The organism is Glutamicibacter sp. AOP38-B1-38, from assembly GCF_052377485.1.
Lineage (GTDB): Bacteria > Actinomycetota > Actinomycetes > Actinomycetales > Micrococcaceae > Glutamicibacter.
In genome coordinates, this window is record NZ_JBQSWU010000045.1 from 1 (window position 1) to 16,026 (window position 16,026).

Below are 16,026 nucleotides of genomic sequence, written 5' to 3' on the forward strand. Positions count from 1 at the left end.
GGCCGACGGGTATATCCGCGTCGCCCCGAGGCCAGCATTCATTTTAAGACTAGGCTTGGTTCTTCTTCATGGCTTCCAGCCGAGCCTCGATTTCAGACATCTGCGGAGCCTGGGATTCAACGGCTTGCGGCGCTGGGGATTCATCGAGCACGTTCTGCTCGCCCTTCATCGCCGCAAGTCGGGCCTCGATCTCGGTTTCTTCACCCAAATCTTCCAGCGCGGCGAACTGCGAGTCGAGCGAGGAGGCCGCAAGTTCCGAAGCACCGCGGACCTTCGCCTCGTCCTGGCGGATCTTATCTTCGAAGCGGCTGATCTCCGAGGTCGGATCATTCAAGTCCAAGGCCTTCAGGGTCTCCATCATCTGGCCCTGGGTCTTCGCATTGCGGGCACGGGCGACGAGCTCATCACGCTTGGCGACAAGTTCCACGCGCTTGGCGCCCATGGTGTTCAGTCCGTCCTTGAGCTTGGCCACCACCTCACGCTGGGAGGCGATGCGCGGAGCGAGGTCCTTGACCTTCTTCTCCGCCGCCATCTGGCGCTGAATCGCGACGGTGGCTAGCTGATTGAACTTCTGCGCATTGGCGGAGTCCCCGGCGGTGGAGAACTCTTCGGCCTTATTCGAGGCCGCAAGCGCCTTCTTGCCCCAGGACTTGACCTCTTCCATCGCCTTGGCCTGGTCGTCCTCGGCCATGCGCAGATTGCCGATGGTCTGAGCCACCGCCGATTCTGCTTGGGCAATGTTGTTGGTGTAGTCGCGGACCTGCTGGTCCAGCATCTTCTGCGGATCTTCGAGCGCGTCGAGTGCCGCATTGGCGTTGGCTTTGCCGATCCCGAAAATACGGGCCCAAATTGAGCGTTTCTTGGCCATGGTGCGTCCCTTCGTTAACCGCAGCTTTAACTCTATGCGACGCGGCACCCAGCGCTAAACTGCGCGTCAAGATTCCGCGGTGCGTCGAGCGTGTTTTCCCGGCTCCGCCCGGGGCCGGGGTAGCTCGCTAGCGGCTCTCGGCCTGGCGGCGGGTCTCCTCGGCAATTTTGACAATGCGCTCGATCACGCTGCGCGTGCTCACCCGGGATTGCGCCTCCGGCCTGGTCAGCACATCGATGTGCCGACCCAGGGCCAGTGACCGGATCGGGCGCAGCACCACGTGCTCCCGGAAGTATGGAATCAATCCGGTGTACCGCGGCAGCAGTCCCACCATGCGAGTCTCGGCGATGATGGCCGCCACCAGATTGAACTCATTCACCCGGTGCGTGATCTGGATCGGCGTACCCGCGCTGGCAAACATCGCCTGGACGAGGAGCGGCTCCAGCGCGAAGCCCTCATGGGCCGCGACCCAGGTCTCCCCCACCAGATCCGCCAGGCTCACCGTCTGCTGCTTCGCCAGCGGATGCTCCCGGTGGATCGCCAAGTCAATCGGCTCCTGCAGCACCGGGGTGACATGCACCCGCTGGCCCGGCCAGGGATCCGAGGCCAGCGGGCGGTGGGCGATCACCACATCGTGGTCGCCGACCAAATCGATGAAACCGTTGATCGATACATCCTCGTCACGGCAGCGCACCGCCGGCCCCTCGGGGTCGGCCAGGCTGCTGGCGATCAGCGGCGGAAACCAGGCCAGGCCGGCGCTGTGGAAGGCGGTGACCGAAACCGGTTCGCGGCGCGCCAGGAGATAGTCCGCCACCGAGTTCTCCGCGCGAGCCAGGGATTCGAGCACCTCGCCGCCGGCATCCGCCAGCCGCTCCCCCGCGGGAGTGAGCACCAGCACGCGTCCGCGCTGCTCGGTCAGCGGCAGTTGAACGCTTCGCTGCAGCGAAGCGAGCTGTTGGGACACGGCGGAGGCAGACAGATGCAGCGCCTGCGCCACGGCGGTGACCGAGCCCCGGTCCCTGAGCTCCCGAAGAGTTCGAAGATGATGCACTTCCATGAAGCTCAGCTTACGCGATGGTGAAGATACTGCCCGTTGTTCTGCATAGAATGCCGCTCTACCGTAAAAGCATGACCTCCGCTTTTCCCCGCCTTCGCCGCGCCCTTCCCGATCTGGTGCTCCTGGTCGTCGCAATCATGTGGGGCGGGAGCTATCTGGCAACCCAAGACCTGGCGGCGGCCTCCTCGGCCGCCGCGGTGATGTGCGCCCGGTTCCTCCCCTCGGCCGCGATCCTGTTGTGCGTGCATCTGGCCCGCCCCCAGTTCCGACTCCGGGATTCGGCCCTTCCTGGCATGATGCTGGGCACGCTTCGCGCGGCGACCATCGCACTGGAAACCATCGGGGTCACGCTCACCAGCGCCACAAACGCAGGGCTCATCATCGCCCTGTCCATCCTGCTCACCCCGATCCTCGAATCCGCACTCACCAAAAGACGGCTCTCCCCCTCGCTGGTCGCAAGCATTCTGCTTGCCCTGATCGGGATCATGCTGCTCGTGGGCGGGCAGAGTTTTTCCGAGTTCAACCTCGGCGACGGACTGATGCTCGCCGCGGCGGCAACCCGCGCCCTGCTCGGTGTGGCCGAGGCGCGGTTCACCGTCGGCAAGAACGCCGACGTGCTGGGCTTGACCACGATGGAGATCGTATTTGGCGCGGCCATCTTTGCCGCGTGGGGCGGAAGTTCGCTGCTGGAGCATCTACCCGACTTCAGTGCCGCAAATTGGCTCACCATTGGCTATCTCTGCCTCGGCTGCACCATCTTCGCGTTCCTCGGGCAGCTGTGGGCGACAAAGCACACCTCGGCATCACGGGCGGGCATGCTGCTTGGCACCGAACCCGGATGGGCGCTGCTGGTCGGGGTGCTTCTTGCAGGCGAGCGCATCGGCGCACTCGGATACACTGGTGCCGCGGTGCTGCTCTTTGCCACCTGGTGGGGCGCCCGTGCCGAGCGGCGCTGGCGGGCTAGCGGACCGAGCCGCCCGCAGGCCCCAGCCCCGGTGGCCTATAAATGATCGTGCAAGATGCCCCGGGCCGGGAAAACTTGCCGGCCCGGCAAGGCAATGGGGTGCCCACAGCCCCGCGGCGGCACGAAATGGCGCTGCGGAGAGGCACCGAATGGTCATCCGCTAGGCGGTGCAGGCCTCATTTGAGCACCCGGCATCGCGTGGAAGATATGTTTCGGTGTCCTTGACCTTCTCCCACACCACATGCCGGTGCTGCCCGCAGCGCGCGCAAGACGGTGCCAAATATGTGGCCCGTTCCTCCATGGTGTATGCCCGAAAATCGCCCATCTCGACCTCCCATAGTTTGTGCGAGCCCCGCGCTGTCGCAAGTGCCGCATCGTTTGGTGCCTTCACTCTACGCCCGGTTTTCGAACCCGGCTATAGCTACTTTGGCTCGGGCTTCACTAGGGAAGATCCAGGTGCAGCTGCCCAAAGGCAGGTGGCGGCATTCCGGCGAACTACTGGCTTCCATTGGCGGGCCTGGAGGCTAGGGTTTCTGCTCATTTTCTTTGCGCACGGTTGCCGAGAGCAGGTAGTTCGAACCCAGCCGTCCCCACTCTATGGTTCCGCCGTCCTCTTCGGTTGCCGTACGCAATCGGGTCAGGCCCTGCCCGGGACGGGCTTGCGGATTGGGCCTAGGAACACCGTTATTGCGCACCGACACGGTCCAATGCGGAGTCTGGTTCTCATCATCATTTTCGCGGATCCAAATAACTATTTCGCTCGGATCCGCATGCTTAACCGCGTTTGTGGCGGCCTCGCGGATAATCCGCATGGCTAGCTGCGGGAAATTCGCGGTGTGCCCAAGCCCGGAGCTATGGATGCTCACCTCGATTCCGGCGTCGCGCAGGGATGTGGCAATGCGTTCGACATCTTCGAGGGTGGCGGATAATTCCTCGGGAAGTTCTTGATGCCCCAAGGCATCGAAGGTACGGCGCAGGGCCGTTAACGCCCCGGTCACCGCCTGGCGCACATGGATCAGGCGCAATGCCGTGCTGGTATCGGTCAGCTCGGAGTCGAGGGCCGCATTAGTATGCAACGAAGCCACCGCGAGATTGTGGGCAATCTCGTCATGAAGCTGATAGGTCACCCGTGCGCGTTTGATCAACTGCTGCTGTTCTGTTTCCGCGTTCGACGCCCGGCGGGCGACGTTCTCGAGCTGTTCCATGTGCTCACCCAGGATCTTGCGGTTTTCCCGCAGTTCTCCGAAGGCAACGGCCAGCAGCGCCAGCGCGGCGAAGGCCAGCAGCTCATAGCCGAAGATTTCTGCGGGCGCCTGCCGCTGGATCAGCTGTAGCGTCATGCCGAAGATCAGGATGCCCGTCGCGCTGAGCAACGCGAAGGTGCGGTGCCCGGCGCGAGCTGTCCCCGCGAGAAAATAAAGCATGGGGATCACTAGTGCGATATGCGGCAGTTCAAGCGTGAGCCAGGCACAGATCCCCAGAGCTGCGATGAACATGATCACACGCGGAAAACCGTCTTGCAGTACGGAAAGGACGGCGAACCCGACGGCAAAAATACCGGCGGCGACTAAGCCTGCAGGGTCAGGAGATTGTCCCCACCCTGCGGGATCGCCAACGAGGCAGAGGAGCATGACGGCCAGAAATATGGCCGCTGCCCAGAGACTCTTACTGATGCGCAGGCTGCCGTTTTCTTCCACTGCCTCAGTCTATGTCTCTCCCGCCCAAACCTCGGGATCCAAGTCGCCGATGGCAGGTCAACCGATCCGGAAAGCTCTTGGCGGGCTAGGCATCGATGCGAATTGGGGTTCCGTTGTCCTCGACGAATCGAGGCCGGCCCGCCATGATGCCGGTGAACGTCTGGAAAATGATCACCGCAGCGATCAGCAAGAGCGGCGTGGTCCAGGAATTGGTCACCTCGTGCAGGGCCCCGACGAGGAAGGGCCCGGGAATTGCGATCAGGTAGCCCACCGATTGCCCGAAGGTGGAAAGCTTGCTCACCCCAGCGGCGGTATGCGCCTTGAGCCCGATCATGGTCAGCGCCAGCGGGAAGCTCGAACCGCAGATGCCTAAAAGCGCCGCCCAAATAAAGGCTCCCTGCACCGGCGCGATGAATATGCCGATCACCGCAAGTATCCCGGCGATGCCATTGATAATCACCAGCGGCCCCTGATGCGAGAACCTTGCTGCGAGCGCCGGCATGACGAAGGACAGCGGCACCCCGACGCCGAGGATTACCCCGAGCAGTGCCCCGGAATACGCTGGATCCACGCCGAAGTCGGTGAAAATCTTCGGCGCCCACCCCATGAGGATATAGGCGACGGTGGATTGCGCACCAAAAAAGAGTGCCACCCACCACGCGGTGGCGTTGCGGCTCATCGGCCCGATCTCCGAGGCGGCGACGGATAGGTTCGAGGAAGGCAGCTGGCGCTGCGCGATCTGATTGCGCAACCCGAAAAAGACTACGACCCAGATGAATACCGCAATCATCGCAAGGATCGCCCAAATCCCCAGTCCTCTTCGCCAGGCGCCGCCCACTGCATCGTTGACAGGCACCGCGACGGTTGCGACCACCGAGGCGCCGAGGGCCACCGCGGTGGTGTAGGCACCGGTGACTATGCCGATTTTTGTGGGAAACCAGCGCTTGACGAGCACCGGCATCAGGATATTTCCGACCGCGATGCCGGCCAGCGCCACCGCGGTAAAGATGAAGAACACCCAGGTATTGGGCGCCACAGAACGCAAAGCCAGACCAAGAAGAATTGCCAGCATTGCGGCGATCACGACTACTTCTGGGCCACGTTTTCCGGCCAGCTTGGGTGCCAGCGGCCCGAGCACCGCGAAGCAAAGGGGCGGAACTCCGGTGATGAGCCCGGCGACGAAGCCATTCATGGCCAGACCGTCAATGACCGGGTCCAGCAGCGAACCAAGTGAGGTGACCGCCGGGCGCAGGTTCAATGCCGCAAATACCAGGGCGATGATCAGCAGCGCGCCGAAGCCCTTGGGCAGTACCGGGTGTTTGGAGTCCATGGCTTCATCCTAGCCAGCGAACATCGGGTAACTGGCCCTTGATGACCTCTTACGCAACAGGCGGCGTGAACTGTCAAGTTCACGCCGCCTGTTTGCCAAGCTACTGCCGGTGCTGCTTCTGGCCTTCCATCGCCGAGACGACCAGGTTGCTCGCCTCCAGCGTTGCGCCCGCGTCGAGCGCGCCGATCCATGCCTCGGTGGTTGCCACCGCAGCCCAGTTGGAGTGCAGCAGCGCCATCAAGGTTTCGTGGACCTGTTGCGCGCTGGCGGAACCCGCTTCGTTGCTGATGTTGATGGCGCCGGTTGCGTCCGAGAGCACCTCAACCTTGAAGCCCAGGGGTTCTGCGGCGGCCACGGAGCCGAGCACGCAGTTGTTCGTCATGTATCCGGTCACCGCGATCGTGTCGATCTCATTTTCGCGCAGCCAGCTTTCCAGCTCGGTGCCCGCAAAAACGCTGGCGTAGGCCTTGGTGAAGACCTTCGCGGCCTTGTCTGCACGCCGTGCGATTTCCGGGTTCAATTCGAAGGTTGCCGAACCATCTGCGAATACGGGTGCTTCGGCCGGGAGCTGGTGCTGCACGATATATACCGGAATTCCGGCGCTCTGCGCGGCGTCGATCGCCTGGGCGGTGCGGGCCAGGGACTGTTCGCGTGGCGGGTACTGGATCTGCAGCAGGCCTTCGAAGTATTCCTGCTGGACGTCGATGACAATCAGGGCACGGCGTGGGGTGTTCATATTTTCTCCTGGTTATTCTGTCGGGTAAAGCGATTGAGTCGGATGCAGGCGGCCTATGCGCCGTAGTGCTTGGCCAGCAGTTCCAGGGTGTTGATCTCCGCCTCTGCCGAGTAGGTCCCAATGACCAGCATGATCTCGTCAACTCCGGTTTGCTCCTGGAGCCTTTCGAGGCGACCTGCTACGGTGGCCGCGGTGCCGGTGAATGCGCGTTCGGTGTACATCTCGATGATGGACCGTTCGTTGAGTGTTCCGTCGAAGGCCGCGACCTCTTCGGGGGAAAGCAGCGTGAAGGATTCGCGCTTGAACATGCGCAGCATTGCCATGGCCATGCTGGAAGCTTGGCGCTTGGCCTCGTTCGGGTCTTCGTCGACCACCGCGGTGACGCTGACCATGGAGTAGGGCGCATCGAGCACTTCGGAGGGTTCGAAATTGTCCCGGTAGATGCGCATGGCGGTATCGATGTCGGCATCCCCGAATTGCAGGGCGAAGGCGTAGGGGCGGCCAAGCCTTGCAGCCAGTTGAGCGGAGTACGGCGAGGAGCCGAGCATCCAAAGCTCGGGAGTGAGCTGCGGGTGCTGAACCCGGTTTTCCTTGGCCTGCCACGGACCCGGGACCGCATGGACGGTGCTGTAGTGATGCCCCTCGGGGAAGTCGTCATTCATGAATCCCATCAGCTCGGCAACCTGCTGGGCGAAGTTGTCATTCGCTCCTTCGCCCCGGCGCAGCGCGGCGGCCGTTGCATGATCGGTGCCCGGTGCCCTGCCGAGCCCGAGATCGATGCGGCCCGGGGCCAGCGCGTCCAGCGTTCCGAATTGCTCAGCGATGACTAGCGGTGCGTGGTTCGGGAGCATCACGCCGCCGGCGCCCAGCCGGATTCGCTCGGTTTCTGCGGTCAGGCGCGAGAGCACCAGCGGCGGTGAGGACACCGCCAGACCTGGCATCGCGTGGTGCTCGGACATCCAGAAGCGGTGGTATCCCAGTTCGTCGGCTCTTCGTGCGAGCTTGATCAGCGAGCTAAAGCCTTCTTGGGCGGTGCGTCCCACTCCAACGCTGCCACCGGTATGGGCATTGAGCGCAAAGGGTGCGGATCCAAACTTTGGTGCGGGGTACAAAATACAACCTCTTTATCACGGATAAAATCGACTTATAGCGTGATACTAAGGTAACACGCCCTCACGATAAATATCTACTGATACCATGAGAAGTATGTCCGAAGCATTGCTACCCCCAGCCCCCGGCACACAAAAGCACCTGAGCATCGATCTGGTCAACAGCGTGATCCACCTACCCGGCGGGAGGATTGTCGACGAGCTGGACTCCCCAGAGGAAACCACCTCATGGCTCAAGGAACGCGAGCTGGTCGACGAAGATGCCGCTTTGCAGTCCTATTGCCAGAACAGGCTCAGCGGATTGCGCGCAGACTTGCGCGAAGCCTTCTCCAGTTGCGCGGCGGGGCAGTCATTCGACCCGCAGATCCTGGATCGGCTGAACAAGGCACTCACCGCGGCCCCGCATATTCCACTGCTGCGCTACTCCCCCGACACCGGGTTCCACCGATCGACCGAGCACCCGGTGACCCGTCTGGTGGAATATGCGATGTCGGTGATCGCCGAAGATGCCGCGGCGCTTTTAGCTTCGGAAGAGTCAGCGTTGCTGGCGCAATGCGAAGCCGAGCCCTGCCAGCGGTTCTTGCTGAGGACCCATGGACGCCGGCAGTGGTGCTCGACCCGCTGCGGGGACCGAGTCCGCGCTGCTCGTGCGTACGCGCGCAAGCGCGAGAAGGCGTTAAAGAGCTCAGCCTAGGCTCAAGGCCTAGGCTGACAACTGCCGAACGTAGATACTTACAAGCTACGCGGCGGGAATTTCTTGTACTTGCGGTAGTGGTTGACCGCATTGAGCAGCAGATAGAACTTCCGGCGAGGGTGCTTCTCTGCTTTGAATTTCAGCGGGTTGGAAACCTTCCCCGCCTTCAGCAATGCGGCGGCCTTCTGCCCGGTTTCGCTATCCAAGAAGCGCCGCAGCAAATGGTGCGGGAGCACGGTAAAAAGTTGCTGGCGGCTTAGCTGCAAGATTCCGATTCCCGTATCGATGACCGCATTGGTATGCGGGTCAGAGCGGTCAAACTCGACGCCCAAGAATTCGGTGACGTAAAAACGCGCAGGATTGACTCCGGCCGCCGTCAGATAATAATGATTGCGTCCCAGACGAGGATTAATTTCAAAGAATTTGATGGATCCATCGCGGTGGTCGTATTTGGCATCGATCATCGCGATCCCCTGCCAGCCGAGCTCTTCGAGCAGGCGGGCGCCATCTTGGGACATCTGGTCATGCTGCCCGGTGACGATGGCTGCGGAATTGCCCAGCACCAGCGGCGCGTGCTCTTCGACCACCACCTCGCCGTATCCGGCGAAGATGACCTTCTTGTCCTGAGTAGCGAAATAAGTGCACAGACGCATCGCGTCATCCGAACCGGGGATATATTCCTGCAGGATGTATCCCGAGGTGTAGCCGCTCGCGTCGATACGAGTCAGCAGGTCCTCAAGTTCGTCGATGCTCTGCAGGGTGTGGATTTTCTGCTTGCCTTCGAACTTGGCGGCAATCCAGTCCCCCGAGCTCGAGGGCTTGCCGATCAGCGGGAAGGTCAGCGACTGCGCCAACTCCTGCAGGTCATCTCCGGCACGGTAGACGGCGGTCCGCGGGTGGGCAATTCCCAGCCGGTCGGCGAGCGCGTAGAAGTTTTCCTTCAGCGCGGCGCCTTCGATTGTTCCCAATTCCGGGTAGGGGATGACAAAATACTCGCTCAACACCGCACGGTGCTCGGCGATCAGCATGATATGGAAATCGAGGGAACCAAAGAGCATCAGCGGTCGAGCCGTTTCGGCGTTAAGCTCTTTGGCCAGGGCGATGAGTTCTTCTACTACCCGCCCCTGATCAACCATGGACCCAATGGGATGCAGTTCGATAGCCACCGAGTGCTCAATGACGCCATTGCCTGAGGCAGGGACCACGACCGAGCGCACCTGGTACGCCTCATAGAATTCGCGGGCGAGGGTATAGGTGCCGATATCTCCGCCGAGGATAACGGGAACGAATGGCTGAGAATTATCGATTGCCATAAGGTTTTTGGTTCCTACTTCTTTCGCCAGTTCATGTACTTCTCAAATGCCCAGGCAAGCGGCTTATTCAGCGCAAGATCCCATTCGCCATTGGTTTGCACAATGTCGCAGCCGGTGTTGGTCTTGAATTTGGTCAGACCTGCCAGATGGTGCGCCCCATCCAAGGTGGCACTGACGCCACCTTGGTCCAGGTACCGGCATCCGGCGTCGGAGGAATCCGAAATCATGTGATGCATCAATGCCTTGGGGGCGAAGAGCTTGCGCTGTTCCGAAGACGAGGCTCCATAGAGGTACCAGGCAAGGTTGCTTGAGCGCAGCACGATAGCCGAGGCCAGGTCTACGCCTTCGTGGCTGGCGATGTACAGGGTGCAGGAGCCGGGTACCGCGGCATTAAGCACCGTGTGCATCTTTTCGAAATAGCTCAGCGGGCGACCGGTGAACTCTTGGCGTTCGGCCGTGTGGTTATACAGGGCATGGAAGCGTGCCATGTCCTGGGTTTCCCCGATTTCAACCTTCAGCTCGCTCTTGAGCGACTTGCGCGTTTCGTTGCGGGTGGATGAGGAGTAGGAAGCCATTACCTGGTCGGTATCCAGCTGGTTCCCCGCGTTATCTTGCAACGCAACCCGTGCCACGTACTCCGGCTGCCCGGCGGCGAAGTCCATTCCGACGTCCTGCTTGGTGAACCCCAAGTCGCCGAGCGCCTCGTTGAGCTTATGGGCTTCTTCATTGACCGACACGGTTTCCAGGTCCGCTAGTGAAGCGAGCTCTTCCTTGCCAAATGCTTTTCGCACAGCCGCCGCACCCCAGGTGCGCACCGTCAGCCCCGGGCCGAGGCGCAGCTGAAAGGCACCGCGGTCTTTCAGATAGCTAGCGAGTATGGAAAGCACAGCCTGCGGGTCATATGTTGCGAAATCAATGACCGGGCCATCGGGAATGTAGGCGAGGGTCTTTTTGATCACCGGCGCGTGGCGGTGCAGGACCAACGCGACTCCAACCAGGGTGTCGCTATCGAACCAACCGAGCGATTCCCCCCGCCAGCCTCCCTTGACCTGTGCCCATTCGGGACGCTGAAGGAAGCTGACATCTTGCGCGGTAGCAAGGAACGCGGAGTGCTCGGTGCTGGATATCGGACGCACGCGAAGTTCATTGTGGCTCACACGTAGAAGCCTATCGTGGTTTACGCACCACCCTCGGGATGAGACATACCGCCAGCGGCCCTCGCGCCGAAGATCACTCGCAGGATCATTGGCACAGACCAGCTGATGCGCGGTGCCAGGCTGTGAGCAATTGGACACGTGCTCTTGCCGGAAACCAGTTGCAGACGTGAGCCCTAGCGGACAGAACTTGCAGGGCACGCCTGGCACATGATTTCCAGGGGCAGGCAACGAGCCAGAGGAACTCATGCGGAGACTCAGTTCGGCAAGTAAGTTTCTTGCCGAAAGTCACCATCGAGGTCACGTGCAAATAATACCCCTCGGGGGTATTATTGATGTATGGACTCTCAAACTAAGCAGGCGCAACCCACGGCACCCCACGGGTACACTCCCGAAAAGGAGGCGTTGCGAAAGCGCCTGAACCGTATCGAAGGACAGGTGCGCGGTGTTGCCCGCATGGTGGATGAGGACAAATATTGCATTGATATTCTCACCCAGATCTCGGCCATCAACGCGGCTTTGCACAAGGTCAGCCTTCAACTAGTCGAAGACCATATCGGCCACTGCGTGGTGGGTGCCGCCGAAGAGTCAATCCAATCCGGGGATGCGAGCATCGTTCAGGTCAAGATCTCCGAAGCCACCGCAGCCATCTCCCGGTTGCTGCGCTAATCCTCGAAGACTTTCCACCCTTTTCAACGAAAGAGATCCAAACATGAGCCATGCCTGCAACTGCGGATGTTCCGATAATTCAAAGCCCACCAGCCAGGGGCTGCAGATCATTCCGCGTCCGGAGGCTACGCCCATCATCAGTCATACCGAACTGAAGATCTCGGGAATGACTTGCGGTCATTGCGTCTCTTCGGTAACCGAAGAACTCAAAGGAATCCCCGAGGTCCAGAACGTCGAGATCATCTTGGACGCGAAGGGGGTCTCAACTGCAATCATCAGCACCAGCGGCGCCGTGGGGCAAGAGACGATTCGCCAGGCCGTCGAAGAAGCTGGGTATACCCTCGAATCCGTCGGCAACTAGCGACTCGTGGTGCCTGACCGGGCGCCTCGATCCAAGCTCTGAGGAGCCCGCCACGTAAAAAGCCGACTCGAACCTGTTGCTTTGCAGAGTCCCTGCATCTGCTCTGAGCCGATTTCGTGGAGGCAACGCTTGAGGCCTACGCGGCAAGGCGTGCAACCGATCTCGGCCGGTCTCATTGGGGCAGCGCGCTGCCCCCAATCCCTGCGACAGGAAAGCAACTCAATGTCCGGGCACTAGGATCACCGGGCAGGTTCACCTCTTCGACTCCTTCCGTGCACGTTTTGTCCATTCGCGCTGTGCATCCTCGAGGTATTGCCCGCCAACTCGGGCGATCACACTCGCACAGGAGAATTGCTCATGCACAAGCCCACCGCCGTCGCGCTCGCGGCCGCCGTTCTGCTCCCGCTGGCCATCGCGCCTGCTACACCGGCGGCAGCCCTGCCAGCCAGCGCCCCCATGTCCTTCCCGGCGTCCACCGCCAAATCTCCAGAACCCGGATTTCGTGTTCTGCCCTACCTGCAGGCTCCAGGCGCGACCTCGATGACCATCAACTGGATCAGCGAAACAAACCAACCGGGCTCGCTGTCCGTGCAGGGACCAGGACTCGGCAACCAGCCGGGCAAAGGAAATAGCAGCGTCCAAAGCAGCGAGCCTGAATACCTGGACTTGATGGAGTACACCCAGGCCGAACTCGAGCAGCAGATCCCCGGACTTGAACAGGGCACCTGGCTGAAGTCGAATTCCAATTACAAGCACTCGGTGACCATCGAAGATCTCAAACCAGGCAAGAAATACGACTACACGGTCACCCAATCGGGTCAGAGGCATACTGCCGCTTTCGAAACAGCGCCAGATGGAAAATCCTGGAAGAACATCCGCATTGTTGCCTTCTCCGACTCGGAGACCGAACCTCGCGGACGCACCGAGCACCGTGAATGGGAGCTTTCCCCGGTCAACGGATATACCTCCGAGTCCTTGCAGCGCCCGAGCACCGATTCAAAGTGGGCCGAGACTTTTGGAATGACCACCCGCTATGGCCAGCCGACCTTGCGCTATCCGCTGGACCAGTCCACCGCCTTCAACGAAAATCTCAGGCATGTTCAGGCCGCCAACCCGGATCTGGTCATGATGGCCGGGGACCTGACGCAGGGCTCGGGATACCAGCCAGCATGGGATGAGTTCTTCGGACATGTTGCCGGTGAACACTCGGATCTGGCCTCCAACGTTCCGTTGCTTCCGGCATTGGGCAATTGGGAAACCTATGCGGCCCTGAACGGTGGCTACGGTTCGGACGCAGACCGCACCCCCGCGGTAATTTCACGCAACCGCTTCCTGGATTATTTCTCCTTGCCGCAGGACCCGGAGCACCCCGAATACAAGGGTTCCTACTACCGGGTGGATCATGGGCCGGTCACGGTCCTGACCTTGGACTCCACCAATGGCCGACCCGATGAGAACACCAGCACCGGCACCTTGTCCGGCGAAAAATTCTCTGGGGACGACACCAATCTGACCGCTGAGAACCAGTCCACCGACACCCAAGGCCAGTTCACCTTTGAATCCTATGTTCAGGGCTTCAAGGATCTATTCCCCGGCTCAACCGAGCAAGATGTTGACCTGCCGAATATGGATGCCGGGTCGGCCCAATGGGACTGGGCCGAGAAGCAATTGGCCGAAGCCCGCGCCGACGGCCAGATTGTGCTCGTCCAGTTCCACCATGCCGCCTATTCCAACGGCGTGCACGGCACCCCGCCGAACCATGAGCACCCCGACAACCAGTCCGGCACCGCAATGCGCGCGTACTCGCCAATGTTCGAGGAACACGGGGTCGCCGCGGTCATCTCCGGCCATGACGAGATGTTCGAGCGTTCTTGGGTTGACGCGGACGGCGACGGCCGAGGCTTCCACTCCTATGATGTGGGCGTGGCCGCCGACGGCCTGCGCGGTGAAAAGCTGGTGCAGAATGCCCAGGGCGAGTACGAACCATTGCGCTTCAACTCGCACTCGCAGTGGTCAGCGCCGGCAGACCAGCCAGAGACCTGGGAAGAGGACGAAAATGGCGAAGCGCAGCTCGTATCCGGCGGTCTGCACTACGGACACCTGCAAATCGACATCGCGAAGAAGGCCAAGGGAGCAGAGCTCACATTGACCCCGGTATACGTCTTCCCGAAGTTGGATTCGGAATACCAGCTTGAACGCACCGAACGACGCGTATACGACGATGTGGTGACCTTCCCGGTCAGCCAGGACGGCGCGCCGTTGGCGAAGTAGCCACAGGCCAATTGCTGCCAGGTGGCGCAAGTTGTCTTGGCGCAGAGGCCACCGATGATAGAACATTAGAGCAGGCGGCGTGCAGGTGGCTGCCTGCTCTAAGCAATTACCTCTAGCTGGACTCACGGTTGGTGCATCCATGAAAGTAGGACAACAGATGAACGAGCAACGAGTATTCCACGCGGTGGTGGGCAAGCAAGCCGGCTGGTGGAACATCTGGGTCCCGGAGCTGGACCACGTCACCTCCACCCGGAAGTCCCGCAAGATTGCCGGATACACCCGCACCCTCATCGCGGCGGTTCTTGGCATCCCTGAGTCCTCTTTCCGAGTGGAACGCGAGTCAGTTTCCGCCGAGGAATTCGAGCGCCGCTACACCGAGGCAGTCTTGGCGACCGACCCGCAGGAAAAGAAGTAGTCCCGGGTAACAGCTGCTCTAAGCGCCAAACGGCTACCGCTCCTACATTCCCCGTAGGGTCCGGTAGCCGCTGCTGGTTAAGACTGCCTAGCGCATGCCCAGGAGCGCTCGTTTTCACGCTCCTGCAACGATTCCGTTGCCGGCTATTAACCCTTGCCTCATAGTGTGGCAGAGGTCTTTCAGCCTCATCTCGCACCGAAATACAGGAGTGCCTCATGCGTTTTCGTTTCCTTCAGGGCTTCGCCGCCTTGGCCTGTGCAGTTCTCCTCGCCCCAGCGGCCCCAGCAGTTGCGAATTCCGCGGGGTCCGCGGACCCCGCTTACACCTTCGGCGTCATTGGAGACATCCCCTACGGCGCAGCCCAACTGGCCGAATTCCCCAACATGGTTAGCGAACTTAACGAGCAAGACGAGCTTCGTTTCATTGCCCATGTCGGGGATATCAAGGCAGGTTCCGAAAAATGCACCGACGAACGCCTGAGCCTGGTCAAGGAGGAACTGGATCGGCTTCAAACTCCGCTGGTATTCACCCCGGGCGACAACGAATGGGTCGACTGCCACCGGGCCAACAACGGCGGCTACAACCCGCTGGAGCGATTGGATACCCTGCGTGAAATGTTCTTCCCGGTCGAAAACAAGACCCTGGGCGGCACCATGCAGGTAGATTCCCAGGCGGACATCGGTTTACCGGAAAACGTCCAATTCACGAAGAACCGTGTCGCCTTCTCCGTGGTGAACGTCCAGGGATCCAATAACTCCCTGGCCCCGTGGGCTGGACTCGGACTGACCGCACCAACTTCCGAACAGCTGGAAGAAGTCGCGCTGCGCACCGAAGCAAACCTCGACCAACTGGCCGAAACCTTCGCCAATGCGAAACGATCCCAGGCGCGCGCCGTAGTGGTGATGACCCAGGCAGATATGTTCACCCCGGGGTTCGAGGATGATTCCCTGGCAAACCCCGAATCCGTTTCAGGCTTCAAGTCGTTTGTCGAAGCCCTAGCCAACGAATCAGCGGCCTTCGGCGGACCGGTGTATCTGGTCAATGGCGACAGCCACGTGTTCAACGAAGATGCGCCGCTGGCCGCCGGTTCACCGTGGCTAGAGGTCTACGGTGTCGACCCGGTTCCGAATTTGCAGCGGGTCACCGTCGAGGGTGCCGCAACCTCAAGCGAGTGGCTGCGCGTGAGCGTTGCGCCGAACTCGGCACAGGGTGCAGAAATTCTCAGCTGGGAGCGCGTTCCCTTCACCGGCTGATTTCGTCGACGAAGCGGCGCCCGTGGCATAACCGCTCGGCATGCAAAGCGAATAGGCACCGCGCACACAGTAGCCAAACAGTTGCCGCCCCTAGAGTGGTAACTACCTTCCTCAAAGGTGCGAGTGATGAACCGG

At 61.0% G+C, this 16,026-nt stretch carries 15 protein-coding genes; 7 read left to right on the forward strand and 8 right to left on the reverse strand.

The genetic code is table 11. The annotated features are described in order from the left end of the window. Positions 1-49: 49 nt before the first annotated feature. Positions 50-868, reverse strand: a complete 819-nt coding sequence (locus ACT3TP_RS17675) for a PspA/IM30 family protein (RefSeq protein WP_096286213.1) — start codon at positions 866-868, stop codon at positions 50-52. Positions 869-995: 127 nt separating this feature from the next. Further along, positions 996-1,925 carry a LysR family transcriptional regulator gene (locus tag ACT3TP_RS17680; RefSeq protein ID WP_096286211.1) on the reverse strand — a complete coding sequence of 310 codons (930 nt, stop codon included), beginning with the start codon at positions 1,923-1,925 and terminating at the stop codon, positions 996-998. Between the two features lie 71 nt (positions 1,926-1,996). Here ACT3TP_RS17680 and ACT3TP_RS17685 point away from each other — a divergent pair, with 71 nt between their 5' ends. Then, positions 1,997-2,935, forward strand: coding sequence for a DMT family transporter (locus ACT3TP_RS17685; protein ID WP_444621192.1), 939 nt, complete (start codon positions 1,997-1,999; stop codon positions 2,933-2,935). 478 nt (positions 2,936-3,413) lie between these two features. Here the strand turns inward: ACT3TP_RS17685 and ACT3TP_RS17690 are convergent, their stop codons facing one another. The 4 genes from ACT3TP_RS17690 to ACT3TP_RS17705 form a co-directional block, all read right to left on the reverse strand. Further along, a complete protein-coding gene (locus ACT3TP_RS17690) occupies positions 3,414-4,586 on the reverse strand; it encodes a histidine kinase (RefSeq protein WP_096286205.1) in 1,173 nt (390 codons plus the stop codon). An 85-nt stretch (positions 4,587-4,671) separates the two neighbouring features. Next, positions 4,672-5,916, reverse strand: a complete 1,245-nt coding sequence (locus ACT3TP_RS17695; protein WP_096286203.1) for a CynX/NimT family MFS transporter — start codon at positions 5,914-5,916, stop codon at positions 4,672-4,674. A gap of 100 nt (positions 5,917-6,016) precedes the next feature. Continuing rightward, on the reverse strand, positions 6,017-6,652 hold the full coding sequence (locus tag ACT3TP_RS17700; RefSeq protein WP_096286201.1) for a cysteine hydrolase family protein: 636 nt from the start codon (positions 6,650-6,652) through the stop codon (positions 6,017-6,019). Positions 6,653-6,705: 53 nt separating this feature from the next. Next, positions 6,706-7,764 carry an LLM class flavin-dependent oxidoreductase gene (locus ACT3TP_RS17705; protein WP_096286199.1) on the reverse strand — a complete coding sequence of 353 codons (1,059 nt, stop codon included), beginning with the start codon at positions 7,762-7,764 and terminating at the stop codon, positions 6,706-6,708. A gap of 94 nt (positions 7,765-7,858) precedes the next feature. Between ACT3TP_RS17705 and ACT3TP_RS17710 the strand changes: the two genes are divergently transcribed. After that, positions 7,859-8,455, forward strand: coding sequence for a CGNR zinc finger domain-containing protein (locus ACT3TP_RS17710; RefSeq protein WP_444621193.1), 597 nt, complete (start codon positions 7,859-7,861; stop codon positions 8,453-8,455). A 38-nt stretch (positions 8,456-8,493) separates the two neighbouring features. Here ACT3TP_RS17710 and ACT3TP_RS17715 read toward each other — a convergent pair whose 3' ends face one another. Next, positions 8,494-9,768 carry a carboxylate--amine ligase gene (locus ACT3TP_RS17715; protein WP_444615600.1) on the reverse strand — a complete coding sequence of 425 codons (1,275 nt, stop codon included), beginning with the start codon at positions 9,766-9,768 and terminating at the stop codon, positions 8,494-8,496. Between the two features lie 14 nt (positions 9,769-9,782). Beyond that, a complete protein-coding gene (locus ACT3TP_RS17720) occupies positions 9,783-10,925 on the reverse strand; it encodes a lipid II:glycine glycyltransferase FemX (protein ID WP_444615598.1) in 1,143 nt (380 codons plus the stop codon). A 336-nt stretch (positions 10,926-11,261) separates the two neighbouring features. On the opposite strand from ACT3TP_RS17720, the gene ACT3TP_RS17725 reads away from it, so the two are divergent. From ACT3TP_RS17725 to ACT3TP_RS17745, 5 genes are all read left to right on the forward strand, one after another. Beyond that, positions 11,262-11,591 carry a metal-sensitive transcriptional regulator gene (locus ACT3TP_RS17725; RefSeq protein WP_444615597.1) on the forward strand — a complete coding sequence of 110 codons (330 nt, stop codon included), beginning with the start codon at positions 11,262-11,264 and terminating at the stop codon, positions 11,589-11,591. 43 nt (positions 11,592-11,634) lie between these two features. Continuing rightward, positions 11,635-11,952, forward strand: a complete 318-nt coding sequence (locus tag ACT3TP_RS17730; protein ID WP_444621194.1) for a heavy-metal-associated domain-containing protein — start codon at positions 11,635-11,637, stop codon at positions 11,950-11,952. A gap of 357 nt (positions 11,953-12,309) precedes the next feature. Continuing rightward, positions 12,310-14,223 carry a metallophosphoesterase gene (locus tag ACT3TP_RS17735; protein ID WP_444621195.1) on the forward strand — a complete coding sequence of 638 codons (1,914 nt, stop codon included), beginning with the start codon at positions 12,310-12,312 and terminating at the stop codon, positions 14,221-14,223. A gap of 157 nt (positions 14,224-14,380) precedes the next feature. After that, complete coding sequence (locus ACT3TP_RS17740; RefSeq protein ID WP_096286185.1) at positions 14,381-14,638, forward strand: hypothetical protein; 258 nt, start codon at positions 14,381-14,383, stop codon at positions 14,636-14,638. Between the two features lie 215 nt (positions 14,639-14,853). After that, the gene (locus ACT3TP_RS17745) at positions 14,854-15,891 is read left to right on the forward strand and encodes a metallophosphoesterase (RefSeq protein WP_096286183.1); all 1,038 of its coding nucleotides are present in this window, start codon (positions 14,854-14,856) and stop codon (positions 15,889-15,891) included. Positions 15,892-16,026: the final 135 nt, after the last annotated feature.

What these genes read in the sequence shown, in the direction of transcription:
- ACT3TP_RS17700 (WP_096286201.1), bottom strand. Translation starts at nt 6,652, where the DNA reads ATGAACACCCCACGCCGTGCCCTGATTGTCATCGACGTCCAGCAGGAA.
- ACT3TP_RS17680 (WP_096286211.1), bottom strand. Translation starts at nt 1,925, where the DNA reads ATGGAAGTGCATCATCTTCGAACTCTTCGGGAGCTCAGGGACCGGGGC.
- ACT3TP_RS17710 (WP_444621193.1), top strand. Translation starts at nt 7,859, where the DNA reads ATGTCCGAAGCATTGCTACCCCCAGCCCCCGGCACACAAAAGCACCTG.
- ACT3TP_RS17695 (WP_096286203.1), bottom strand. Translation starts at nt 5,916, where the DNA reads ATGGACTCCAAACACCCGGTACTGCCCAAGGGCTTCGGCGCGCTGCTG.
- ACT3TP_RS17730 (WP_444621194.1), top strand. Translation starts at nt 11,635, where the DNA reads ATGAGCCATGCCTGCAACTGCGGATGTTCCGATAATTCAAAGCCCACC.
- ACT3TP_RS17745 (WP_096286183.1), top strand. Translation starts at nt 14,854, where the DNA reads ATGCGTTTTCGTTTCCTTCAGGGCTTCGCCGCCTTGGCCTGTGCAGTT.
- ACT3TP_RS17725 (WP_444615597.1), top strand. Translation starts at nt 11,262, where the DNA reads ATGGACTCTCAAACTAAGCAGGCGCAACCCACGGCACCCCACGGGTAC.
- ACT3TP_RS17685 (WP_444621192.1), top strand. Translation starts at nt 1,997, where the DNA reads ATGACCTCCGCTTTTCCCCGCCTTCGCCGCGCCCTTCCCGATCTGGTG.
- ACT3TP_RS17740 (WP_096286185.1), top strand. Translation starts at nt 14,381, where the DNA reads ATGAACGAGCAACGAGTATTCCACGCGGTGGTGGGCAAGCAAGCCGGC.
- ACT3TP_RS17715 (WP_444615600.1), bottom strand. Translation starts at nt 9,768, where the DNA reads ATGGCAATCGATAATTCTCAGCCATTCGTTCCCGTTATCCTCGGCGGA.
- ACT3TP_RS17735 (WP_444621195.1), top strand. Translation starts at nt 12,310, where the DNA reads ATGCACAAGCCCACCGCCGTCGCGCTCGCGGCCGCCGTTCTGCTCCCG.
- ACT3TP_RS17675 (WP_096286213.1), bottom strand. Translation starts at nt 868, where the DNA reads ATGGCCAAGAAACGCTCAATTTGGGCCCGTATTTTCGGGATCGGCAAA.